This is a genomic window from Bradyrhizobium sp. USDA 4472 (assembly GCF_054058595.1).
This window is the reverse complement of record NZ_JBSSAM010000001.1, coordinates 1,530,607-1,552,588: the sequence shown is the minus strand read 5'-3', so window position 1 is coordinate 1,552,588 and position 21,982 is coordinate 1,530,607. Positions and strand designations below refer to the sequence as shown.

19 protein-coding genes are annotated in these 21,982 nt (G+C 63.8%); 8 read left to right on the top strand and 11 right to left on the bottom strand.

Annotation, left to right across the window (positions count from 1 at the left end):
- The first annotated feature begins 13 nt into the window (after positions 1 to 13).
- The gene (locus tag ACVWZ4_RS06940; RefSeq protein ID WP_456739964.1) at positions 14 to 511 is read left to right on the top strand and encodes a DUF6622 family protein; all 498 of its coding nucleotides are present in this window, start codon (positions 14 to 16) and stop codon (positions 509 to 511) included.
- Here the strand turns inward: ACVWZ4_RS06940 and ACVWZ4_RS06935 are convergent.
- The 4 genes from ACVWZ4_RS06935 to ACVWZ4_RS06920 form a co-directional block, all read right to left on the bottom strand.
- Entirely contained in the window at positions 508 to 1,374 is an 867-nt protein-coding gene (locus tag ACVWZ4_RS06935) for a carbohydrate ABC transporter permease (protein ID WP_456701355.1), read from the bottom strand. The two genes, ACVWZ4_RS06940 and ACVWZ4_RS06935, sit on opposite strands and share 4 nt — an antisense overlap.
- Positions 1,371 to 2,243, bottom strand: coding sequence for a carbohydrate ABC transporter permease (locus ACVWZ4_RS06930; protein ID WP_456701356.1), 873 nt, complete (start codon positions 2,241 to 2,243; stop codon positions 1,371 to 1,373). The genes ACVWZ4_RS06935 and ACVWZ4_RS06930 overlap by 4 nt, the downstream gene beginning before the upstream one ends.
- A gap of 98 nt (positions 2,244 to 2,341) precedes the next feature.
- On the bottom strand, positions 2,342 to 3,727 hold the full coding sequence (locus tag ACVWZ4_RS06925) for an ABC transporter substrate-binding protein (RefSeq protein WP_456736210.1): 1,386 nt from the start codon (positions 3,725 to 3,727) through the stop codon (positions 2,342 to 2,344).
- Positions 3,728 to 3,935: 208 nt separating this feature from the next.
- Complete coding sequence (locus ACVWZ4_RS06920; RefSeq protein WP_456705154.1) at positions 3,936 to 5,825, bottom strand: AsmA family protein; 1,890 nt, start codon at positions 5,823 to 5,825, stop codon at positions 3,936 to 3,938.
- A gap of 286 nt (positions 5,826 to 6,111) precedes the next feature.
- Here ACVWZ4_RS06920 and ACVWZ4_RS06915 point away from each other — a divergent pair, with 286 nt between their 5' ends.
- The 3 genes from ACVWZ4_RS06915 to ACVWZ4_RS06905 all read left to right on the top strand — a co-directional run bounded on the left by ACVWZ4_RS06915 (position 6,112) and on the right by ACVWZ4_RS06905 (position 7,949).
- Positions 6,112 to 6,819 (top strand): CoA transferase subunit A, encoded by a 708-nt coding sequence (locus tag ACVWZ4_RS06915; RefSeq protein WP_456701358.1) that lies wholly within the window; start codon positions 6,112 to 6,114, stop codon positions 6,817 to 6,819.
- A 10-nt stretch (positions 6,820 to 6,829) separates the two neighbouring features.
- Positions 6,830 to 7,480 (top strand): CoA transferase subunit B, encoded by a 651-nt coding sequence (locus tag ACVWZ4_RS06910; protein ID WP_456701359.1) that lies wholly within the window; start codon positions 6,830 to 6,832, stop codon positions 7,478 to 7,480.
- A 190-nt stretch (positions 7,481 to 7,670) separates the two neighbouring features.
- Positions 7,671 to 7,949 carry a hypothetical protein gene (locus tag ACVWZ4_RS06905; RefSeq protein WP_456701360.1) on the top strand — a complete coding sequence of 93 codons (279 nt, stop codon included), beginning with the start codon at positions 7,671 to 7,673 and terminating at the stop codon, positions 7,947 to 7,949.
- Here ACVWZ4_RS06905 and ACVWZ4_RS06900 read toward each other — a convergent pair.
- Positions 7,946 to 8,983, bottom strand: coding sequence for an AraC family transcriptional regulator (locus ACVWZ4_RS06900; protein ID WP_456739963.1), 1,038 nt, complete (start codon positions 8,981 to 8,983; stop codon positions 7,946 to 7,948). The genes ACVWZ4_RS06905 and ACVWZ4_RS06900 overlap by 4 nt on opposite strands.
- 202 nt (positions 8,984 to 9,185) lie before the next feature.
- Between ACVWZ4_RS06900 and ACVWZ4_RS06895 the strand changes: the two genes are divergently transcribed.
- Positions 9,186 to 9,806 (top strand): response regulator transcription factor, encoded by a 621-nt coding sequence (locus ACVWZ4_RS06895; RefSeq protein ID WP_456701362.1) that lies wholly within the window; start codon positions 9,186 to 9,188, stop codon positions 9,804 to 9,806.
- Positions 9,807 to 9,993: 187 nt separating this feature from the next.
- On the top strand, positions 9,994 to 11,679 hold the full coding sequence (locus tag ACVWZ4_RS06890) for a mucoidy inhibitor MuiA family protein (protein WP_456739962.1): 1,686 nt from the start codon (positions 9,994 to 9,996) through the stop codon (positions 11,677 to 11,679).
- Between the two features lie 70 nt (positions 11,680 to 11,749).
- On the opposite strand, the gene ACVWZ4_RS06885 is transcribed toward ACVWZ4_RS06890, so the two are convergent.
- The 4 genes from ACVWZ4_RS06885 to ACVWZ4_RS06870 all read right to left on the bottom strand — a co-directional run bounded on the left by ACVWZ4_RS06885 (position 11,750) and on the right by ACVWZ4_RS06870 (position 16,224).
- Entirely contained in the window at positions 11,750 to 12,652 is a 903-nt protein-coding gene (locus ACVWZ4_RS06885; RefSeq protein ID WP_092227225.1) for a carbohydrate ABC transporter permease, read from the bottom strand.
- Positions 12,645 to 13,601, bottom strand: coding sequence for a carbohydrate ABC transporter permease (locus tag ACVWZ4_RS06880; RefSeq protein ID WP_456736206.1), 957 nt, complete (start codon positions 13,599 to 13,601; stop codon positions 12,645 to 12,647). Before ACVWZ4_RS06880 ends, ACVWZ4_RS06885 begins: the two co-directional genes overlap by 8 nt.
- Before the next feature lie 137 nt (positions 13,602 to 13,738).
- Positions 13,739 to 15,082: an ABC transporter substrate-binding protein gene (locus tag ACVWZ4_RS06875; protein ID WP_456736205.1), complete on the bottom strand. Its 1,344-nt coding sequence runs from the start codon at positions 15,080 to 15,082 to the stop codon at positions 13,739 to 13,741.
- 98 nt (positions 15,083 to 15,180) lie between these two features.
- Positions 15,181 to 16,224: a C-terminal binding protein gene (locus ACVWZ4_RS06870; RefSeq protein WP_456701366.1), complete on the bottom strand. Its 1,044-nt coding sequence runs from the start codon at positions 16,222 to 16,224 to the stop codon at positions 15,181 to 15,183.
- 257 nt (positions 16,225 to 16,481) lie between these two features.
- Between ACVWZ4_RS06870 and ACVWZ4_RS06865 the strand changes: the two genes are divergently transcribed.
- Positions 16,482 to 18,167: a methyl-accepting chemotaxis protein gene (locus ACVWZ4_RS06865; RefSeq protein WP_456701367.1), complete on the top strand. Its 1,686-nt coding sequence runs from the start codon at positions 16,482 to 16,484 to the stop codon at positions 18,165 to 18,167.
- Positions 18,168 to 18,247: 80 nt separating this feature from the next.
- Here ACVWZ4_RS06865 and ACVWZ4_RS06860 read toward each other — a convergent pair whose 3' ends face one another.
- Complete coding sequence (locus ACVWZ4_RS06860) at positions 18,248 to 19,183, bottom strand: DMT family transporter (RefSeq protein ID WP_456701368.1); 936 nt, start codon at positions 19,181 to 19,183, stop codon at positions 18,248 to 18,250.
- 120 nt (positions 19,184 to 19,303) lie between these two features.
- Positions 19,304 to 20,236 carry a DMT family transporter gene (locus ACVWZ4_RS06855; RefSeq protein WP_456701369.1) on the bottom strand — a complete coding sequence of 311 codons (933 nt, stop codon included), beginning with the start codon at positions 20,234 to 20,236 and terminating at the stop codon, positions 19,304 to 19,306.
- A gap of 438 nt (positions 20,237 to 20,674) precedes the next feature.
- On the opposite strand from ACVWZ4_RS06855, the gene ACVWZ4_RS06850 reads away from it, so the two are divergent.
- Positions 20,675 to 21,967 (top strand): adenylosuccinate synthase, encoded by a 1,293-nt coding sequence (locus ACVWZ4_RS06850; RefSeq protein WP_456739961.1) that lies wholly within the window; start codon positions 20,675 to 20,677, stop codon positions 21,965 to 21,967.
- Positions 21,968 to 21,982 lie beyond the last annotated feature (15 nt).

Genomic DNA, 21,982 nt, shown 5'->3' with positions numbered 1-21,982 from the left:
GGAATAGTTCGAGATGTTCGCCTCTCAGATACTGGTCCATACACCGCCCTGGGTCTGGATACTGCTCGCTTACCTGGTTTGGCAGGGCATCAAGTCGATGCGGCCGCGCAAGGCGCCGATCTGGCGTGCGCTGATCGTACCGGTCGTTTTCATCGCCTTAGGCGTTTCGAGGATCGGCTTCGGACATCAGGACAGCCAATGGCCGCTTGTCGCCTGGATCGTCGCGGCGCTGATGCTGCTGCCGCTCGGCATGCTGACGCCGCGGCCCTTCGATGTCGATCACAAGACAGGAGAGATCATCCGCCCAGGCAGCGCATTCGCCCTGATTCGCAATCTCGTCGTGTTCACCCTGCAGTATACGGTGAGCGTGATCTCCGCCATCGACGCAGGCGATCGAGCGCTCGCAATCATCGTCGGCCGCGCCATTTCGGGCGCGACCGCCGGCTATTTCTTCGGCTCGATGATCGCGCTGCTGATTGCGTATCGCAGGAAGCGCGCTGAAGATTTTTAGGACTTCACCGCACCCGCCGTGAGCCCGCCCACCATGTAGCGGCGGAAGGCGTAATAGACCGCGGCCGGCGGCAGCGCATAGATGAAGCCTGTGGTCATCAGCAGCTCCCACGGCGAGTCGTCGGCGGCGAGGAAGTTGCCGAGTGCGACGGGAAGCGTGATGTCCTGGTCGTTCGACAGCAGCAGGAACGCATAGAGATATTCGTTCCAGGCGAGCAGCACCGCATAGGTGCCGATCGCGACCAGCGAGGGCATCATCAGCGGCAAATAAACCAGACGGAAGATCTGCAGCGTCGTGGCGCCGTCCATCACCGCGGCCTCGTCGAGCTCGACCGGCAGCTTGTCGGAGGCCTGCTTCAGCACCCAGATCGCGTAAGGGCTGGCGATCGTCACCATCGCCAGGATCAGCGACCAGCGATTGTTGAGCAGGCCGTAATTGCCCATGGTGCGGTACATCGGCACGGCGAGGAACGCCGCCGGAATGAAGTAGGTGAAGAGCGCGAGATTCAACACCATGCGTCCACCCGGCACCTTCAGCCGCGAGATCGAGAACGCCGCGGCCGTCGCGACGACCAGCGTCATCACGCCGACCGCGGCGGCGATCACCAGCGAATTCCAGAACTGTACGTAGAAGTCGCGCAGGAAGTAATGCTGCTGCTTGAACACGATCTCGAAATTGTGGAGGGTCGGATGATCCGGCCACAGCTTGCCCGAGAAGGCGTCTTCCTTCGGGGAAATCGCGAACAGGAACATGTGATAGATCGGAATCATCGTCCACAGGAAGACGGGAATTCCGATCAACAGCAATCGCGCTTCGGTCGCGACGTCGCGCCAGGAAAACTCGCTTACGCCAGGAAGCTTCATCGCGACAACCGTTTCATCATGAAGTACACGAGCGGCAGGACGAACGGCATCGCGCAGACGATGGAGGCCATCGCGAGCGAGAGCTGGTCGAGCCGCAGATAGCGAATGCCGAGCGTCGACAGCACGTGCGTGAGGTCGGCGGGGCCGCCGCCGGTGAGCAGATAGACGCTGTTGAAATCGCCGAGCGTCCAGATCATCGAGAGCAGCGTGCAGGTGACGTAGAGCGTCTGCATCGACGGCCAGGTGATGAAGCGGAATTTCTGCCACCAGTTGGCGCCGTCGACTTCGGCGGCCTCGAACAGGTCCTGCGCGATCGCAAGGCGGCCGGTGATCAGGATGAGCGTCCAGAACGGCAGCGACTTCCAGATGTGCACGGCGATCGCCATGGTCAGCGCCACCGTCGGGTCGTTCAGCCAGTTCGGGCCGTCATCGCCGGTGAAAGAGAAGATGAGGTGGTTGATCACGCCCCATTCGGGGTTGAGCATGAAGCGCACCGACAGGATGGTCGGGATCGACGGCACCGCCCAGGGCAGGATGAAGATCACGGAGAGCCATTTGATCCAGGTGCGCTGCTGCGCGAAGAAGCCGGACAGGAACAGCGCGATCAGCATCTTGATGTTGATGCCGATGACCAGGAAGATCAGCGTGTTGACCGCGGCGCGCGCGAAGATCGGGTCGTTGTAGAGCGCGACGTAGTTCGACGGAGATCGCGCCAGCCACAGCCCGTAGCAGACGGGATAAACCACGAAGGCGAGGAAAACGAGCAGATAGGGCACGAGCAGGACGATGCCCCAGACCTGCGCCGTGGTCAGCCGCGCCGACAGGGGTGGAGCGGGGATCGCCTGATCGCCAGAGAGCGTAATCGCCATTCTTCGGGACTCTTTGAAAGGACTTCCGGCCGCACGAGGCGGCCGGTATTAGCGTTTCACCTCTCCCCGCACCAGCGGGGAGAGGAAGAAAAGAGCAACTAGCCTGCAACCTGCTTGACGCGGGCGATCAGCTCGTCGACGGCCTTGTCGACCGGGACCTTCTCGCTCACGATCCGGTTCATGGCCTTCGCCCACACGTTCTCGTTGTTGAGGATGGTGAACTTCCAGTTCTTGGTGAAGTCGAACGGCGCGGTGCCGCCCTTGAACTGCGCGTACACGGCCCGGCGGTGCTTGTCAGCCTGCCAGAACGGGCTTTCCTGGCTTTCCTTCGTCACCGGGAACCAGCGGCCGAGCGCGCCTTCGATGTAGGGACGGACATTCTCTTCCTGGAGCAGGAAGCTGATGAACTGCTTGGCCTCGGGCTTGTTCTTGGCCGCCGTGAAGATCAGCCCGGTCTTGACGTCGGAGCGGTAGCGGATGGTCGAACCGTCGGGGGCCTTCGGGAACGACGCGGTGATGATGTCCTGCTCATAGGCCTTCTTGCCGGCGTCGCGCTGTTCCTGCGTGAGGGCCTGGTTCTGCGAGTCCTCGTACCACTTCGCCGCGATCGAGATCGTGAAATTGTGGGTCATCACGATCGTCTTGTTGTGGAAGGCGACGTTGTTGTCCGGATCCTTCCAGGTCGTCGAGGACGGCGGGGTGCAGCCCTTGATGTAGGTATCGGTGTAGTCCTTCATCGCCTTGATCAGGTTGTCGCGGACGTTGGGATCGTCGACCGTGAGCTTGCCGTCATCGTCGACCAGCTTGACGTGATAGGCGTCCATGAAGGTGTAGAACGACTGGAATGCGTCGGTGGATTCGACGCCCATCGGCTGGCCGACGGCATAGATGCGCTGGCCGGTGGCCTTGCGGATCGCAGGCTGCACCTTGTCGCACCAGAACGACCAGTAGCCGTTCCAATCATTCGGGATGTCGCTCTGCTTGAAGCCGGCCTTCTCCAGCATGTCGTTCCAGATCTGGACGTGCATGCTCTGCTGCTTCAGCGGGAAGCCGTAATAAGCCTTCTTCTTGGCCACGTCGTTATAGAGGATCGAGGCCTCCAGCGTATTCTGGACGAACCGGTCCTTGATCGGATCCATGACGTCGGTGAGATCCTCGAGCTTGCCCTCGTAGGCCCACTTGCCCTGCGCCTGCACGTCGTAGGAATCGGAATAGGCGACATCAGGCACGGTGCCGGCATCGAGTGCTGCGACCGTCTTCGGAATCATGTCCTGGATCGCGTACTGCGACAATTCGACCTTGATGCCGGTCTTGGCTTCGAACTTCTTGATCGTCTCGATCAGCGCGTCGTCTTCGGAGCGATAGAAGCCCTTGCTCCACCAGACCGTAATCGTCTTTTGCTGCGCAAATGCGGGTGCAGCGGCTGCAAACAGCCCAGCTGCAGCGACCGCGATTGAGATTGCGCCAATAACCTTGGATTTCACGTTTTTCTCCCTCAAGCCGCCGGTGTTTTAACCGGTCGGATAAAACACTAGCCCATGGCCGCTATCCGATCTAGCGGCATGTTGTCAGACATAGGTCGAGGTGTATCGGGCGCTCGGAGATGCTTAACGCGCGCATCGATCCAATCACCGCATCAATTCGCCCCGATCAATTCGCGTGATCGGCGGACTCGATCCCCAGTTGGATACCTCAGTTTGATTTGGCGCCTTCTTTGGCGTTTTCCGCCGTCGGCGATCCCTCCGGAGCCTGTCCCTTTCCGCCGGTGATGCGCTGTTTCAGCAGGTCGAGGAAAGGAGACGCCGCGGGCGACTGGCGGATCAGGGCTTCCGGATCCGGGAAGATCAGCGGGTCGTCCCAGGGACCCTGCACCATGAACGGCAATTGGAAGCCAGAGGTTGTATTGAGGCTCGCCACACCCTTCATGTCGTATTCGCGCGTCGGCACTGATGCGGTGCCTGTCAGCGTGATCTTCGCGGCCGGCCCTTCGATGCGGATGTCCTCGGCGGTGGCTATCCCATCAGCGAATTTCACCGCGATGGTGAGATTGTCGTAGGGCGTCGAGCCGTTGCGAAAGTTGCCGCCGCCCGACAGCGGCCGGCGCTCGAGCCGCTTCAGCAGCTGCTCGGCATTGAAGCCCGCGATCGCGCCGTCATGGCCTGTCACGGTGGCGGTGCCGTCGAGCGACTGCACCAGGCCGAACGGGCTCGAGCCGGAGGCGACGAGCGACACGTTGATGTTGCCGCGGCCGGACAGCTTGTTGACGCCGAACAATTCGGAGGCGCAGGCCTGGAGGTCGACGTCAGTGAACTGGAGTTGCGCCTTGATGTCGGCGACCGTATCGGCGCGCGAGATGCCGAACGAGCCCTTGGCGATACCGCCATAGACCTGAGCCTCGCCGACCGAGAGCGCCAGCGTGCCGTTGCGCAAATTGGCACCGATCGCGGTGCGGCCGAGCTTCGAAGGACCGACCGTCAGCCTGGCTGCCGACAGGCGCATGTCGAGGTCGGTGCTCGACAATCCGTTGAGATCGAACAGCTGCCTGTTCCAGTCGCGCGCGCCGCTCGCGAGCAGGCGGAAGGTGGAGATATAGGGCGTCAGGTCGAGCGCGTCGGCGGCAAGCGTCGCTTGCAGCGTCTGCCGGCCGTTATTGGCATAGGTGATCACGCCCTCGGCGGTGTTGCCGTCGAGCTCGACATTGACGTTGGTCAGCGCAATGGAGGCGCCGACGACATTGGCACGCGCCTTCAGCGCGAAGCGGCCGAAGCCGCCGCTGCCTGGCTGCGGCTGGCCGGTCCAGCGCAGCGCGTTGCGCAAGGACGGGCTGTCGATGGTGAGCGTGCCTTCCATCATCGGGCTGGTGCGGTTGGCGACGCTGCCGTCGAAAGCGAGCTTGAGCGGCGCGCTGGCGATCCGCGCCTTCAGGCCCGAGCGATCGCCCGAGAGGGCCGCGACGAAATCGGCGAAGCTGATCGAGCCGTCGACGCGCTCGCCGCGCCAGTCGAACTGCCCGGTTGCGGCAAAGGAGCGCGAGATCGAAGGCCACGCCAGCGACAGGTCGATGTCCTCGAGTTTCTCGGTGGCGTTCGTCGCCACGTCCTCGTAGTCGAGCACGCCGTCCTGGATGCGGATCTCGGAAAACGACACGGGGTTGTCGGCGCCGGGCTTCATCGTCCGCGCGATGGTCTGGATGAAGGGGGTCCAATTGCTCTCGCCATCCGGCTTCAGGCTGACATGGATGTGTGGCCGCAGTAGCGTCAGGTCGGCGATCTCGAACCGTTGCAGCAGCAGCGGCAAAAGCCTGAGATTGGCCGTGAGCACGTCGACATGGAGCGCAGGGTCGCTGGTGCCGCCACCCTTGAGGCCGACGTCATGGAATGAGATGTAGCTCGCCGGCAGCACCGAGATGTCGATGTTGCCCGCCACGCTGAGCTCGAGTCCGGTGACGTCGCGGATCTGTGCTTCCACGGCCTTGCGCAGCGCATCGCGGTTGATGAGCCAGGAGGTCGCGATCAGCGCGATCAGCACGACGCCGAGCAGCGCCGCGATCGGCGTCCCGAGGCGCTTCATTCCTTGGGCCATGGTCAATGGCGTGTCCTGATCGGGTTGGACGTTGGAGCCAGAAGGGCGGGGTCGGGAAACCTGCGCGTCGCCACGCCCAATGCCTGTTATGTTAAGTGCCGCAACTTGATGGGTTTTCTTGTCGCTTTCAAGGCCGGGGACGGGCCTGCCCACGGCGTGGGCAGCTTCTAGCACCGGCCCTCGGAATGGAGAACCCCGTATCATTGACGGCTTTGGAGGAATTCGCCTAATAATCGCCGCCGACAAGGCGCGACGCCTGCCGCAGATTTCAGTCGAGGGTTTTTGCATGAATAAGGTCTATCCCGACGCCAAGTCGGCGCTCGAGGGTGTTCTCAAGGACAACATGATGATCATGTCGGGCGGCTTCGGCCTCTGCGGCATCGCCGAGTCGCTGTCGGATGCGATCCGCGACTCCGGCGTCAAGGGTCTGACTGTGGTCTCGAACAATGCCGGCGTCGACGGCATCGGGCTCAGCCGCCTGCTGGAGACCCGCCAGATCAAGAAGATGATCTCGTCCTATGTCGGCGAGAACAAGCTGTTCGCCCAGCAATTCCTGGCCGGCGAGCTGGAGCTCGAATTCAATCCGCAGGGCACGCTGGCCGAGCGCATTCGCGCCGGCGGCGCCGGCATCCCGGCCTTCTACACCAAGACGGGCGTCGGCACGCTGATCGCCGAAGGCAAGGAGGTGAAGGAGTTCGACGGCGAGAAGTATCTGATGGAGCGCGGCCTGTTCGCCGACCTCGCCATCGTGCACGCCTGGAAGGGCGACACCGCCGGCAACCTGATCTATCGCAAGACCGCGCGCAACTTCAACCCGATGATGGCGACCGCGGCCAAGGTCACCGTGGCCGAGGTCGAGCATCTGGTTCCGGCCGGTGAACTCAATCCCGATCACATCCATACGCCCGGCATTTTCGTGAAGCGCATCGTCGAGGTCGGCACGGCCAAGAAGCGCATCGAATTCCGCAACACCCGCCCGCGTACTGCCGCCTAAGGAGAGTCACATGGCCTGGACCCGTGAACAGATGGCTGCGCGCGCCGCGAAGGAATTGCGTGACGGCTACTACGTCAATCTCGGCATCGGCATCCCGACGCTGGTCTCGAACTACATCCCTGAAGGCGTCGACGTCAGCCTGCAGAGCGAGAACGGCATGCTCGGCATGGGCCCGTTCCCCTATGAGGGCGAAGAGGATGCCGATCTGATCAATGCCGGCAAGCAGACCGTGAGCGAGCTGCCCTCGACCTCCTATTTCTCGAGCGCGGATTCCTTCGGCATGATCCGCGGCGGCCACATGGATCTGTCGATCCTCGGCGCCATGCAGGTGGCCCAGAACGGCGATCTCGCCAACTGGATGATCCCGGGCAAGATGGTCAAGGGCATGGGCGGCGCGATGGACCTCGTCGCCGGCGTCAAGCGCGTCGTCGTGGTGATGGAGCATTCCGCGAAGGACGGCCCCAAACTCCTGAAGAAGTGCAGTCTGCCGCTGACCGGCGAGCGCGTCGTCGACATGGTCGTCACCGATCTCGCGGTCTTCACCATCGACAAGCACGGCGACGGTGGCATGGCCCTGATCGAGCTCGCCGACGGCGTCACGCTCGACGAGGTCAAGGCCAAGACCGAAGCCGAATTCCGCGTCGCGTTGAAGAACACGTAAGGTCTTCGCGAAGGGGGCGCGCATGACGATACGGTCTGCGCGTCCGCAAGACGCCGATTTCATCGCAAGAATTATCCTGTCATCGATGCGCGGCTACCGGTCGCGCGGCTGATTCGACATTGCGCTCGGCTGGCCTGAACCCAATTGCCTCGATTTCATCGCGCGCCTTGCCACGGCGCGCGCGATATCGATGTGGCACGTCTCGCAGTTCCTGGTCGCGGAGATTGACGGAAAGCCGGTCGCGGCGCTGTGCGCCGTGCCTGCGGCGAACACCGGGATTTTGGCCTGGCGCGCGATTGAAGAGGTTGGTTTCGCGACCACGCTTCGCACCATCGCCTCTCGACCTTTGGGCGTCAAAGGCGCATTCTTGTGGACGTTCATCTGGTCTCTCCCTGGAACACTGAAGCTTCGCAACCTCAGCTTCCTCGGTTCAGACCAGATGGACAACCTCCTGAGAGACCACAGCTAGGCCGCGGAGGTTGACGGCACGTCGGCCGGCCTGGCCCGCGGCCGCATGCCCTTGCGCCATTCCGTGATCGTGCAAGCGAAGTGGCTGCGGAACCAGCGGGCCATGGCGCTCTGGGCAGAGAAGCCGAGCTGTGCGGCGATGTCAGCCAGCGGCCGGTCGGGATCCTCGATCAGCTGGGTCACGAGATCGGCGCGCTGCGCCTCGAGAATCGCGGAGAAGCTGGTGCCGGCTTCTGCGAGGTGACGGTGGATGGTGCGGCGGGTGCAGGCGAGATGCTCAGCCACGCGCTCGACGGTGCAGTCGCCGCTCGCGAGCAGGATGCGCACGACCTCGTCGACCTTCTCCTCCCAACTTGCCGGCCGGCTTTCGATCGCCTCGATCCGCTTGCGCAGATAGCTCGCGATCAGGGGATGCGCGCTCGGAATCCGCCGCTCCATGTCGTGCGCCGACAGCAGGATCGCATCCTCCTCCGCGTTGAAGATCACGCGGCCGCCGAAAAACTCGTGGTAGCGCTTGCGATCGCGCGGCGGCGGATAATGCAGGCGCACCTCCAGCGGCCGCCAGTCGCTGCTGAACGACGACCGGATGATGCGATGGATGCTGCCGAGCGCCATGTCGATCGACTGCCGCGGCGCGGTCGGCTGCCGGCCGCGCAGATGCAGCGTCAGCGTCACGGTCTGCTTGTCCCTGGCGACGTCGAGCTTCATGCCGTCGTGGTGGACATGGATGAAGCGGGAGAAAGCTTCGATGGCCTCGCCGACGGTGGCCTGTTCGCGTACGATCAGGCCGACTGCGCCGAAATTGGTCAGTCCGCCGTGCTCAGCGAGCCGCAGGCCGAAATCTTCAGCACCGGAGGCTTCTGCCGACATTTCGAGCAGGCGACGCAGACTTGCGACGGCGATCGGGGTATCCGGCTTGTCGAGAACGGCCAGCGGCAGCCTGGCCTTGCGCATCATGTATTTGGGGTCGAGCCCGACCGACCGGGCGACGTCCGGGTAATAGCTCAACCCTGCGCTGCGAATGAGGTCGGTCATGCGACACGTTCCTGTCAGCCATTCCCGCAGATGTCCCGAAATGTAAAGTTTCTGTCCCGATCCGTCAAATCCGGGAATGGGCTGGAACATACATAGGGGGAAAGCGAAGCACCGGCGCGAATGCGGTGCGGATGACGGCGGGGCGCGATGAAGCCCTCGGCCGTCTCGCTTCATTTGACCAAGACATTGCTGGATCGGGATTATGCCGGGGAATATGTTTTCCAAGGGTGAGGTATTCGTCATCGAAACCGACGCCGCCTCCCGCGAACAATTGTCCGACGCGCTCCAGCGAAGCGCCTATAACGTGATCTGCTTTGCCGACGGCGCATCGCTGTTGTCGGAAGCCAAGGCGCGGATGCCGGCCTGCGTTGTGCTCGAGATGCCGCCGGATCGCTCCGCGCTCGATGTGCTCAAGCGCCTGCGCGAGGAAAATTGCATGGCGCCGGTGCTGGTGACGTCGGCGAACGGCAGCATCGCGATGGCGGTCGATGCCATCAAGAGCGGTGCAGCCGATTTCATCGAGAAGCCGTTTCGCACCCACGAGGTGGTCGATCGGATCGATGCCGCGATCGACGAATCCGTGCAGCCGGATTCAAACCGGCGACGCTGGCCGCCCGATTGCGAACCCCTGACCGCGCGCGAAGGCGACGTGCTGGCGCATCTGGCCGCCGGCCTGACCAACAAGGAGGTCGCCCGGCGCATGCATCTGAGCGCACGCACGGTCGAGGGCTATCGCGCCAGCATCTTGAAGAAGGCCGGCGCCAAGAACGTGACCGATCTGCTTCGCCGCATCTTCGGCCAGGGTTCGCCCACCAAGGTCTGAAAGTTAATGTCCAAGCGAGTTGTGGCGCGGCGTGATGACGCGTTCCGCGGCCATCATGCTGCCGCAGCTGCGCCCAACGGAAACCCCAATCGAACCGGTTCCTTCGCTGCCGCGTCTTACCACGATGGCGCGGCGTGTTTTCGCGCGCCCAGTTGGCTGCGCGACGACATCGGCAGGGAGAAATTGGATGCGCACGATCGCAAAATGTCTGACGACGACGAGCCTGGTTCTGATGGCCACCGCGCTCGCCTCGCCCTCATGGGCTGCCGATGTGGACGCCACATCGGCCATCGACACCGTCACCGTCTATCCCGACGGTGCCACCGTCACCCGCGTGATCGCGATCGACCTCGCGTCCGGCGACTCGACGCTGGTCGCGAAGGATTTTCCTCTCTCGCTCGATCCGTCCTCGCTCCGCGTCGAAGGTGAGGCCGGCGCGAAGCTCACCATCGGTACCGTCGATGCGCGGCCGCCGCGCGCGGCGCCGCCGGTCAACGTCCCCGAGCTCGACAAGCGCATCGAGGCGCTGAAGGACGAGCGCGCGGATCTGCAAGGCGCGATCGATGCGGCCACAGCCCGGCGCAAATTCGCGCAACGCTTCGCCGAAGCCTCTCCCGCCGGTCTCGGCGACAAGGGCGAGGCGCGCCCGATCACCGAATGGCGTGCGGCCTTTACCGCCGTGGCTGACGAAGTCGCGGCCGCAGACACCACGATCCGTGATGCCGCGCGAAAGCAGCGCGAGATCGATCGCCAGATCGCGCAACTCGAAGCCGATCGTTCGGCCAAGCCGCCGAGCAAGCTCGAAGTTCGCATCGATGTCGCCTCCGTAGCTGCGACCAAGGCGACGCTGCGGGTGACTTACGCCGTGCGCAATGCGCGTTGGATTCCGCTTTACGATGCCCGGCTCGACACCGGCGCCAAGGACCGCAAGCCGCAGCTCGAGCTGGTCCGCCGCGCCGAGGTCACGCAATCGACCGGCGAGGACTGGTCGAATGTTGCGCTCGGCGTTTCCACGGTCCGTATCGCCCGTGCTGGCAGCGCGCCAGAGCTGGGCTCGCTGGTCGCGCAATATCCGCAACTGCCGAAGCCGCGCGCGCTGGGCTCGGCCGCGGATACGGCCATGCCGGCGCCTGCATCTGCGCCGGCATCGCGAAAGATGGAGGCGGCACGAAGCAGGGAGGAATTTGATCTGCCGGCCCAGCGTGCCGATGAACAGCAAGCCATTGCCGAGATCGGCGATTTCCAGGCCACCTTCAGGATTCCCGGCCGCGTCAGTCTTGGTGCTGCCGAGGGCGCGAAGAGCCTGCGCATCGCCTCGATGAGCGTGCCTGCTGATCTCGCGGTACGCGCCGCACCGGTGCAGGACCCCACCGCCTTCCTCGAAGCCAGCTTCAGGCCGACCGAAGACACCGCGTTGTTGCCTGGCAAGGTCGCGATCTACCGCGACGGCATCTTCGTCGGCCGCGGCAAGCTCTCGGCATCGGCCAGGGACGACGTCGTCCGGCTCGGCTTCGGCGCCGACGACAAGGTCAAGATCGAACGCGCGGTGCTCAGGCGCAACGAGGGCTCGGCCGGCCTCCTGGTCACGACCTCGAAAACCGACGAGCGCGCGTTCAAGACCACTGTCCGCAACGGCCACGACTTCCCGATCCACGTCGCGATCGAGGACCAGCTGCCGGTCAGCGAGAACGAGGACATCGTCGTCGAGATGCTGCCCGCGACCACGCCGCCCACGGCAAAGGATATCCGCGACAAGCGCGGCGTGCTGGAATGGTCGTTCGACGCCAAGCCCGGCGAGGTCCGCGACATCAACTTCGCCTGGCGCGTCCGCTGGCCGAAGGACAAGAACGTGGTGCTCGTCCCCTCGGGCTAGGTTGTCACCGTTGAGCGGCGCTTGTTCACCTCGCCCCGGAGGAACGGGGAGAGGTGGACGGGAGCGCAGGCTATTCCTTCACCGCGCCGGTGAGCGAAGACACGTAGTAGTCCACGAACAGCGAGTAGAAGATCGCGACCGGCAGCGAGCCGAGCAGCGAGCCCGCCATCAGCGCGCCCCATTGGTAGACGTCGCCGGTGACGAGCTCGGTCAGGATCGCGACCGGCACCGTCTTGTTGGCGCCGCTCTGGATGAAGGCGAGCGCGTAGATGAACTCGTTCCAGGATAGCGTGAAAGAAAAGATGCCAGCCGAGATCAGGCCCGGCACCGCGAGCGGCAGCGTGATCCGCCGCAGTATCTGCAGCCGCGTCGCGCCGTCGACCAGCGCGCATTCCTCGAGCTCGTACGGTATCGACTTGAAATAGCCGATCAGCAGCCAGGTGCAGAACGGCACCAGGAAAGTCGGGTAGACCAGGATCAGGGCCAGCGGCGAGTCGAACAGGCCGAACTGCACCACCACCGTGGCGAGAGGGATGAACAGGATCGACGGCGGCACGAGGTAAGCGAGATAGATGCCGAGCCCGACATAAGCGCTGCCGCGGAAGCGCAGGCGCTCGATGGCGTAGGCGGCAAGCGTGCTCGCGACCAGCGACAGCGTGGTCGCCCCGATCGCCACCAGCATCGTCGTCCACAGCCAGCGCGGATAGGACGTGTCGAACAGCAGGTGCTTGATATGCGCCAGCGTCGGGGAGGAGATCCAGAACGGATTATGCTCCCGGTAGTTCAGCAGCTCCGCGTTCGGCTTGAACGAAGTGATCGCCATCCAGTAGAACGGAAACAGCAGGATCAGGACGAAGCAGCCGAGGGGCAGATAGATCATCATCAGTCGGCGCAGCCCGGAATCCCACGCCATGGTGTCGGGTGCGGCTTTGGCGTCAGCGACGGCGGCGCGTTGCGCGACGGTGTCAGTCATTGGCCTCTCCCTGCTGCCATTTGCGGCGCGCCAGGCCGAAATAGGAAAACAGCGTCGCGAACACCAGGAAGGGGATCATCGACACCGCGATGGCCGCGCCTTCGCCGAGCTCGCCGCCGGCGATGCCGCGCTGGAACGCGAGTGTGGCCAGCAAATGCGTCGAGTTGCCGGGACCGCCCCGGGTGATTGCGTAGACCAGCTGGAAGTCGGTGAAGGTGAAGATGATCGAGAAGGTCATGACGATCGCAAGGATCGGCATCATCATCGGGAAGGTGATGTAGCGGAAACGCTGCCAGGAACTGGCGCCGTCGAGCATCGCAGCCTCGTAGAGCGAGGGCGAGATGGTCTGCAGCCCCGCCAGCAGCGAGATCGCCACGAACGGAATGCCGCGCCAGATGTTGGCGGCGATCAGCGAGAACCGCGCCGGCCACGGCGAGCCGAGGAAGTCGATATTGCTGCCGCGCCAATGCAGCACGTCGACCAGCAGGTAGGAGATGATCGAGAATTGCGGATCGTAGATCCACCAGAACGCCAGGGCCGACAGCACCGTCGGCACGATCCAGGGCAGCAGGATGATCGCGCGCAGCACGCTCTTGAACGGAAAATGGTTGTTGAGCAGCAGCGCGAGCCAGAAGCCGAGCGCAAACTTCCCGAAGGTCGCGATACCAGTGTAGACGACGCTGTAGAACACCGCGTTCCACCACAGCGGATCGCTGAGCAGATACTGGAAATTGTCGAGGCCGACGAAGATGCCCTTCTGGCCGATCGTGGTGTCGGTAAAGGCGAGCCAGATGCCGAGCCCGAGCGGATAGGTCAGAAACACCGCGAGCAGTCCGATCGCAGGCGCGAGACACATCACGATCAGGAACGGCTTGTAGTCGAACAGGCGCACGAGCCAGTTCGGTTGCCGCTTGGCCAGTGCAGGGGAGGAGAGGGTGGTAACGGACATCGGGGCGTCGTCTTGTCTGAAGTGTCACCGCATCGTCATTGCGAGCGAAGCGAAGCAATCCAGTCTGTCTCCGCGGTTACAGTCTGGATTGCTTCGTCGCTTCGCTCCTCGCAATAACGGTTGCTCGTCGTCGGCAGTTACCTCTGTCGCCGGAAGTACCGCTTGCAGCGCTGCTCGGCTTCGGCGGCCGCGGCTTCCGGCGTGGCCGCGCCGGTTGCCACGGATGCGAACATCTGGATCAGCACGTAATCGGCGCTGACGGCGCCCGTCGCCGTCGAGATTGGACCCGCATAGCCGTCATAATAGGTGCTGTTCATGGTGTCCTTGAATATCTTCACCTTGGGATCCTGCGACCACACGGCGGCGTCCGCGTAGGCGGCGAGCGGTTGGGCCCAGTAGCCGGAGTTGGCGTTGAGCCACGGCTCGTACTGGTCCTTTTCGAGCATGAATTGCAGGAAGGCCTTTGCCGCGTTGGGGTACTGGCTGTGCTTGAACACCATGGCGTTCAGCGTCAGGCCGGCCATCGGCGAGATCTTGGCAACGCCCTTCGGCAACAATTGATGCTCGGTATCGTCGGCGATCGGCTTGGTTGCCGGATCGTTCTTCAGCGAGAAATACAGCGAGACGCCGTTGGCGGTCAGCGAGATCTCCTGCGCAGCATAGGCGCGGTTGTTGCTGACGTCGTTCCACGAGGTCGTGCCGGCGATGAAGGTCGGGTAGAGTGCCTTCACCCAGTTCAGCGCGGCGATCGTCTCCTTGCTGTTGATGGTGACGTTGCCGTCTTCGTCGAGCAAGGCAGCATTGTGCGACCACAGCGCCCAGCTGGCAAAGCCGTTGCCGTCTCCCTTGGCGTTGCCGAGCGCAAAGCCCGCCGGCTTGCCGGCCTTTTGCAGCTTCTGGCAGAGGTCGAGAATGCCCGCGTGATCTTCCGGCACCTTATCGAAGCCGACCGACTGCAGGATCGATTTGCGGTAGACCAGAGGGCCCGCGGTGGCGCCGAACGGCAACCCGATCCAGGTGTCGCTCTTGTTCTTCTTGCCGTAGCGCTGGGCCAGCGGCAGCCAGCCGCCGTAACGCTTGCCGACATAGTCGGCGACATCGGTCAGCTCGATCAGCTTGTCGATATAGATGTGCGGCGCATCGGAGAAGCCGATGATGATGTCGGGGCCGGCGCCGGAATTGGCGGTGACCGCGGTCTGCTGGTTGATGTCCTCCCAGCCGACGAAATCGACCTTGACCTCGACCCCGGTGTCCTTGGTGAACTTGGCCGTATTGGCGCGGAACACGTCTTCGTCGGCCTGGACGAAGCGCACTGGCCGCAGCATGCGAAGCGTCGCGCCCTTCTCGATCGGCAGTTTCGGGGCGGGCACGTCCGCTGCCTTGATCGTCGATTGAGCATTCGCCGGCGCGCCTGATGCCGCTACAGCCGCAGCGGACAGGCCCAACGCCAAGGCATCACGACGTGTGATGTCGTTCCTCATCCGTTCCTCCCTGTGATGTCTCCCTTCCCGGCGTTGATCGCCGGTGAAGGGCCGTCTCGGTCTTTTGCCGTCCCGCGGCGCGCGTTGCGCCGGCCGCCTCAGCTGTTGGGCCCGCGATCCATGCTGACGGGCTGCCAGCGGCGGAGCGCGGTGTCTTGCAGCACCGACGGATTGACACAGCTTACCGGCCACATGCCCTGAAGCACCAGTGACAATTCGTAGCCCACCCGGCGCTTGCGCGCTTCGTCGAACCGTGCCGAGGCCGAGGCGACATGGGCGGTCAGGGTCACGTTCTCCATGCTCAGGATCGGGTTGTTGTGCGACGGCGGTTCCTTTTCCAGCACGTCGAGCGCGGCGTGCGCGATCCAGCCCTCCTGCAGCGCCTTGATCAGGCTCTCCTCGTCGACCGTGGCGCCGCGCCCCGTATTGATGAAGACCGAGCCCTTCTTCATCTGCCGAAAATGCTTCTCGGTCAGCATGTGATGCACTTCGGGCCGGGCGGGGGCGTGCATTGACACGAAGTCGGACTGCGACAGCACCTCGTTGAGCGTTGCCGGCATCACGCCGTGGTCGTACATCAGCGTTTCCTGGATGAAGGGATCGTAGGCCATCATGCGCAGTCCGAAGGGAGCGGCGCGCTTCGCAACCGCACGCGCGACGCGGCCGAACGAGATGAAGCCGAGCGTCTGACCCATCAATCGCGGGATCTTCAGCAGCGCGGGCCGGCCCTCGGACCAGCGGCCCGTGCGCACCATCTTGTCCTGCTCGATCAGCCGGCGGAAGCCTGCCAGCAGCAGCATCATGGCGTGGTCGGCGACTTCCTCGATGAAGGTATCGGGGATGTTGGTGACGGGAATGCCGCGCGCGGTCGCGGCCTTGATGTCGACGCTGTCGACGCCGACCGAGCCGAGCGTGATCACCTTGCAGTTCTCCAGCGAGTCGATGATGTTCTTGGTGATCGGGATGGCCTTGGCGTAGATCGCGTCGGCATGTCTGGCGGCGGCGATGAACTCCGCCTCGTTGGCCGGCGCCTCGACGATCTCGGCATCGATCGGATCGAGCGCCTCGCGCTCGTAGGAATAATCGCTGCCCGCGACCGTGAAGCTCGCGCCCTTCGGCGTCACCACCCTGTATTTCGGCATGTCCTGCTCCCGATTTGGTTTGTCGGTTCTTGTTGCGGCTCGGCCTCGTGGGGCCTTTGCGTCTTTTACGCGAAATCGGCGCGAGTGCGTACAATTCCCGGTTGACGCCGCCGCGATTGTTCACCGTTGTTCCCGGCGGCCTAGGGGCTTCTACGGAGGCCTGTAAGTAACTTGCTAAGGGGTCTCATACTAAATGCTGAGTCAATTTCGATCGATTCACTCGCGTGCCCGTATCCCGTTTCTCCGGAGTCCATCCCGTGAAGTTGAGCAATCTGAAGATCGCCCCCAAGCTTGGCATCCTCGTCGGCGTCACCCTGTTCGGTTTGTGTATCTCCGGGGTTCTCGCCGGATATCTGATGAAGCGCGAGATGGTGAATGCGCGCATCGACCAGACCAAGTCCATCGTGGAAGTGGCGCTCAGCTTCGCGGGCAATCTGAAGAAGCGCGTCGATGCCGGTGAGCTGACCAAGGATGCGGCCATGGCCGAGCTTCGTCGCTACGGCAACGCGATGACCTACGACAACGGCACGGGCTATCTGTTCGGCACGTCCTATGACGGCATCACCCAGCTCGCGCCTGATCCGAAGCAGGTTGGCCAGAACCGCATGGACATTCTGACCAATGGCCGCAATCTCTCCAGGGATTGGATGGACGGCGTCAAGGCCAACGGCTCGATGCTGCTGTTCTACGAGTACATGAAGCCCGGCCAGGAAAAGCCGATCCGCAAGGTCGGCTATTCGGCGGCCGTTCCCGGCTTCGACATGTATCTCGGCACCGGCGGCTATCTTGAAGATATCGATGCCAAGATGGTTCCGATCTACTGGTTGCTTGGCCTCGCGATGCTCGTCATCGTCGTTATCGCCGGCAGCGTCGCCTGGATGCTCGGCCGCAGCATCAGCCGCCCGCTGGCCCTGCTCGGCGCCCGCATGAAGGACCTCGCCGACGGCAAGCTGGAGGGCGACATCCCCGGCGTCGGCCGCGGCGACGAGGTCGGCGCGATGGCTGCGACCGTCCAGATCTTCAAGGACAATGCGCTTCGCATCCGCGACCTCGAGAAGACCGAAACGGCGGCGATGGAGCGTGCGGCGGCGGAACGTCGCAGCGCGATGCAAGACATCGCGAGCGACTTCGAACGCAGTGTCAACGGCATCGTCCGCTCGGTGTCCTCGGCCGCGGCCGGCATGCAGTCGACGGCGCAGTCGATGACCGCGACCGCCAGCGATGCCTCCTCGCGGGCAGCAACGGTCGGCGCGGCCTCGCAGAAAGCCTCCGGCAATGTCGGCACGGTCGCCGCCGCCGCCGAAGAGCTCTCGAGCTCGGTTGCGGAAATCTCCCGCCAGGTGACGCGCTCGACCGAAGTGGCGAGCCGTGCCGTCAGCGACGCCGAACGTACCAACGCCACGGTGCAGGAGCTTTCCACCGGCGCCGAGAAGATCGGCGAGGTGGTCAAGCTCATTCATTCGATCGCGGCGCAGACCAACCTGCTCGCGCTCAACGCCACCATCGAGGCCGCGCGTGCCGGTGAATCCGGTCGCGGCTTCGCCGTCGTCGCCTCCGAGGTCAAGGCGCTGGCCAACCAGACCGCCAAGGCGACCGAGGAAATCTCCGCCCAGGTCGCGGCGATGCAGACTTCCACCAGCGATGCCGTCGCAGCGATCGGCGGCATCACGCAGACCATCGCCGAGATGAGCGAGATCACCGCCGGCATTTCGGCCTCGATCGAGCAGCAGGGCGAGGCCACCCGCGAGATCGCCCGCAACATCCAGTCGGTTGCGGCCGGCTCGAGCGAGATCAACGCCCATATCGGCAGCGTCACGTCGGCCGCGCAAGCGACCGGCGCTGCGGCCGGCGACGTGCTGACCAACGCGCGCGAGCTGGATCACCAGTCCGGCGCGCTGCGCAGTGCGGTGGACGGCTTCCTCGCCAAGGTTCGCGCGGCCTGATTCCTGGCGCTGAATTCGGTCGGTGGGCGATGACGCGCAAGCGCCGCGCCCACCTTTTCCTTTTTTTGAGCAGTCGCGATTTATCTCACCGCAGACCCCTGTCGTGACGCGATGACGACGCCGGCGAGCACCAGCGCGTAGCCGATCAGGTGAAACGGCTGGAGCTTCTCCCCGAGCAGCAGGATCGCCATCGCCGAGCCGAACACCGGCACCAGATGGAAGAACGGCGCGGCGCGGTTCGGCCCGATCAGCGCGACGCCGCGGTTGAAGAAGAGATAGGCGAGGGTCGAGGGAAAGATCAGGATGTAGCCGAGCGTCATCAGAGTCTCGGTGTCGAAATGCAGCGCCCGGCCGCTCCATCCTTCCCAGACCGCCGTGGGCAGCAGCATCATGGCGCCACAGCATGTGGTGAAGGACAGAAACGACAGCTGATGAACCTTCGGCCGCCGCGGGATGAAGGCGGAGTAGATTCCGAACGCGACCAGCGAGGAGGCGAACATGATGTCGCCCCTGTTGAACGAGATGCTCGCCAGCGCAGCGAGATCACCGCGCAGGATGATGATCAGCACGCCGATCAACGATATCGCGATCCCGGCAAGCTGCCCGCCGGTGAGCCGCACGCCGAACAGCACCAGCGACCACAGCGCCACGAACAGCGGACCTGCCGACTGGATCAGCAGCGCGTTCAGCGCCTCGGTATATTGCAGGGCCCAGTAAGAAATCGCATTGTTGAAGGCGAAGCCGACGAGCGACAGGAACAGCATCAGCGGCAGGCTGTTCCGCAATGCGGGCCAGTCGCGCTTCAGGTGCGGCCACGAGAACGGCAGCAGGATCAGGAACACGCCGAACCAGCGGATCGTGGTCACCGTGAGCGGCGGCACATGCGCGCCGACATGGCGCGCGATCACGATGTTGCCGGCCCAGAACAACGAGCTCAGGCTCAACAGCAAATAGGGCTGGTCGTTGAGCCAGCTGGCGGGATTTGATGCGGGGGGCGCGGGCGAGGCGATCGTCATTGGCGTCGAGCGCGAGCTTGCGCCGGTTCGCCGTCACGACACAAGTCACACCGCCGCAATGCTACGATGCAGCTGCGACCCGAGAGGTGCCATTGGCGGTCAATATATTGAACAGCGAAACTAGGTCGCCTGCTTGCGTGACGCCACGAACACGCCCGACAGCACCAGCGCGAATCCGATGAAGTGGAAGGCCTGCGGCCGCTCGCCCAGGAAGGCCATCGCCATGATCGAGCCGAACACCGGCACGACGTGGAAGAACGGCGCGGCGCGGTTAGCGCCGATCAGCCGGACGCCACGGTTGAAGCAGAGATAAGCGAGCGTCGATGGAAACACCGCGACATAGAACAGGGTGAGCAGATTCGGCTCGTCCAGCTTCATGACGGGGCGCGCCGATAGCTCCCAGATCTCCAGCGGAACGAGGCACGCCGCGCCGGCGCCGAAGGTGAAAGCAAGGAACGACAGGCCGTGGATCGGCGGCCGCTTCAGGGTTAGCACGGAATAAAGCGCGAAGATGATCAGCGCGACCATGAAGATCAGGTCGCCCTTGTTGAAGGCGATGTTCGACAGCGTGGTGAGATCGCCATGCAGCAGGATGATCAGCACGCCGCACATGGAGAGAGCCACGCCGAAGGCCTGCGCCGCAGTCAGACGGATGCCGAGGATGGCGAGCGACCACAGCGCCACGACGAGAGGCGCGGCCGACTGCAGCAGCAGGGTGTTGAGCGCCTGGGTATGTTCCAGCGCCCAATATTGCAGTGTGTTGAAAGCGCCGATTCCGGTGATCGAGAGCGCGATCATCAGGCCGAATTTGCTGCGGATCGCCGGCCAGTCCTGGGCGAGGTGCTTCCAGGCAAACGGCAGCACCAGCAGGAAGGCGAAGGTCCAGCGCAGGAAGGACAGCGTCACCGGCGGGATGTGTCCGGCGGCCATCCGTCCCACAATCGCGTTGCCGGCCCAGCACAGCGCGGTGATGCCGAGCAGGAGATAAGGCTGGTTGGCAATCCAGTGCTGGCCGGATGTTTCGGCGCTCGTGGTCTGGCCGGTGGCGGACATCGTGATTGTTATGGCCCCGCGGTGGAATGCACCAAGAAGAACGCCAAGGCCTGCGGCCCGGCTTCGTCCGGACCGGTTGAGAGCCGGCACCGTTCAAAGACATGGAAATCGAGGTTGCATCAACGGCGGCAGGTGCAACGCGACCATGCAGCGGCAGGTGCTGCGCCTAGCGCTTTGGTCGAGATCTGCGCATGGCCGGCGAAGATTTCCGGATTTTCGGGGGATATCAAAGGCTTGGATCGGGCATAGGATCCTCAAAAAGCCCCGTTCTTGCTTGCTTAGGAAGGCCGCTTCCTTTATCCGGTGGGGCTGCCCCGCGTACGAACGGCACCAGGCCGGGAATTGGGCTGGGCGCAGGCATGATCCCGGAAAAGTGGGTACCGGTTTTCCGATTGGATCATGCCACTTAGAGAGCATTCTTCGAAGGATTACCCGCGAATGGCCAATGTTGTCGTCGTCGGCGCCCAGTGGGGCGACGAAGGAAAGGGCAAGATCGTCGACTGGTTGTCGGAGCAGGCGGACATCGTCGTTCGCTTCCAGGGTGGGCATAACGCCGGCCATACGTTGGTCATCAACGGCGCGACCTATAAGCTCGCGCTGCTGCCCTCCGGTGTGCTGCGCGAGGGCAAGCTCTCCGTGATCGGCAACGGCGTGGTGTTCGATCCCGCGGCCTTCCTCGACGAGGTGACCAAGCTCAGGGCGCAGGGCGTTGCGGTTTCGCCGGAAAACCTGCGCGTCGCCGAGAACGTCACCCTGATCCTGCCGCTGCACCGTGAGCTCGACGCCTTACGCGAATCCTCCAATGCCGCGACCGCGATCGGCACCACCCGCCGCGGCATCGGACCCGCCTATGAGGACAAGGTCGGTCGCCGCGCCATCCGCCTGATGGACCTCGCCGATCTCGATACGCTCCCGCACAAGATCGACCGGCTGCTTGCGCACCACAACGCGCTCCGTCGCGGCCTCAACCTGCCGGAGTTCGACGGCAAGGAGATCCTGAAGGAGCTGAGCGCGCTGGCGCCGCAACTGTTGCCCTACGCGGAAACCGTGTGGCGCCTGCTCGACATCGAGCGGCGTGCCGGCAAGCGCATGTTGTTCGAGGGTGCGCAAGGCGCGCTGCTCGATGTCGACCACGGCACTTATCCTTATGTCACCTCGTCCAACACGGTGGCGGCGCAGGCCGCGACCGGCGCCGGCCTGGGACCGACCGCAGTCGGTTATGTGCTCGGCCTGTGCAAGGCCTACACGACCCGCGTCGGCCAGGGCCCGTTCCCGACCGAGCAGGACAACGCGGTCGGCCGCAAGATCGGCGAGCGCGGCCGCGAATTTGGCACCAACACCGGCCGGCCCCGCCGCTGCGGCTGGTTCGATGCCGTCCTGGTCCGCCAGACGGTGCGGACCTGCGGCATCAACGGGCTGGCGCTGACCAAGCTCGACATTCTCGACGGCTTCGATTCGATCGACGTCTGCGTCGGCTACAAGCTCGACGGCAAGGAGATCGACCATCTGCCGGCCGGCGAGGGCGCCCAGGCCCGGGTCGAGCCGATCTGGGAGACCATCGAGGGCTGGAAGGAGCCGACGGCCAACGCCCGCTCCTGGGCCCAGCTGCCGGCCCAGGCCATCAAATATGTCCGCCGGATCGAGGAATTGGTGGGGTGCCCGGTCGCGCTGCTTTCCACCAGCCCCGAACGCGAGGATACTATCCTGGTGCAAAACCCGTTTGAGGCTTAACGATCTCTTACCAGG

What these genes read in the sequence shown, in the direction of transcription:
- ACVWZ4_RS06940 (WP_456739964.1), top strand. Translation starts at nt 14, where the DNA reads ATGTTCGCCTCTCAGATACTGGTCCATACACCGCCCTGGGTCTGGATA.
- ACVWZ4_RS06935 (WP_456701355.1), bottom strand. Translation starts at nt 1,374, where the DNA reads ATGAAGCTTCCTGGCGTAAGCGAGTTTTCCTGGCGCGACGTCGCGACC.
- ACVWZ4_RS06930 (WP_456701356.1), bottom strand. Translation starts at nt 2,243, where the DNA reads ATGGCGATTACGCTCTCTGGCGATCAGGCGATCCCCGCTCCACCCCTG.
- ACVWZ4_RS06920 (WP_456705154.1), bottom strand. Translation starts at nt 5,825, where the DNA reads ATGGCCCAAGGAATGAAGCGCCTCGGGACGCCGATCGCGGCGCTGCTC.
- ACVWZ4_RS06915 (WP_456701358.1), top strand. Translation starts at nt 6,112, where the DNA reads ATGAATAAGGTCTATCCCGACGCCAAGTCGGCGCTCGAGGGTGTTCTC.
- ACVWZ4_RS06910 (WP_456701359.1), top strand. Translation starts at nt 6,830, where the DNA reads ATGGCCTGGACCCGTGAACAGATGGCTGCGCGCGCCGCGAAGGAATTG.
- ACVWZ4_RS06905 (WP_456701360.1), top strand. Translation starts at nt 7,671, where the DNA reads ATGTGGCACGTCTCGCAGTTCCTGGTCGCGGAGATTGACGGAAAGCCG.
- ACVWZ4_RS06900 (WP_456739963.1), bottom strand. Translation starts at nt 8,983, where the DNA reads ATGACCGACCTCATTCGCAGCGCAGGGTTGAGCTATTACCCGGACGTC.
- ACVWZ4_RS06895 (WP_456701362.1), top strand. Translation starts at nt 9,186, where the DNA reads ATGCCGGGGAATATGTTTTCCAAGGGTGAGGTATTCGTCATCGAAACC.
- ACVWZ4_RS06890 (WP_456739962.1), top strand. Translation starts at nt 9,994, where the DNA reads ATGCGCACGATCGCAAAATGTCTGACGACGACGAGCCTGGTTCTGATG.
- ACVWZ4_RS06885 (WP_092227225.1), bottom strand. Translation starts at nt 12,652, where the DNA reads ATGACTGACACCGTCGCGCAACGCGCCGCCGTCGCTGACGCCAAAGCC.
- ACVWZ4_RS06880 (WP_456736206.1), bottom strand. Translation starts at nt 13,601, where the DNA reads ATGTCCGTTACCACCCTCTCCTCCCCTGCACTGGCCAAGCGGCAACCG.
- ACVWZ4_RS06875 (WP_456736205.1), bottom strand. Translation starts at nt 15,082, where the DNA reads ATGAGGAACGACATCACACGTCGTGATGCCTTGGCGTTGGGCCTGTCC.
- ACVWZ4_RS06870 (WP_456701366.1), bottom strand. Translation starts at nt 16,224, where the DNA reads ATGCCGAAATACAGGGTGGTGACGCCGAAGGGCGCGAGCTTCACGGTC.
- ACVWZ4_RS06860 (WP_456701368.1), bottom strand. Translation starts at nt 19,183, where the DNA reads ATGACGATCGCCTCGCCCGCGCCCCCCGCATCAAATCCCGCCAGCTGG.
- ACVWZ4_RS06855 (WP_456701369.1), bottom strand. Translation starts at nt 20,236, where the DNA reads ATGTCCGCCACCGGCCAGACCACGAGCGCCGAAACATCCGGCCAGCAC.
- ACVWZ4_RS06850 (WP_456739961.1), top strand. Translation starts at nt 20,675, where the DNA reads ATGGCCAATGTTGTCGTCGTCGGCGCCCAGTGGGGCGACGAAGGAAAG.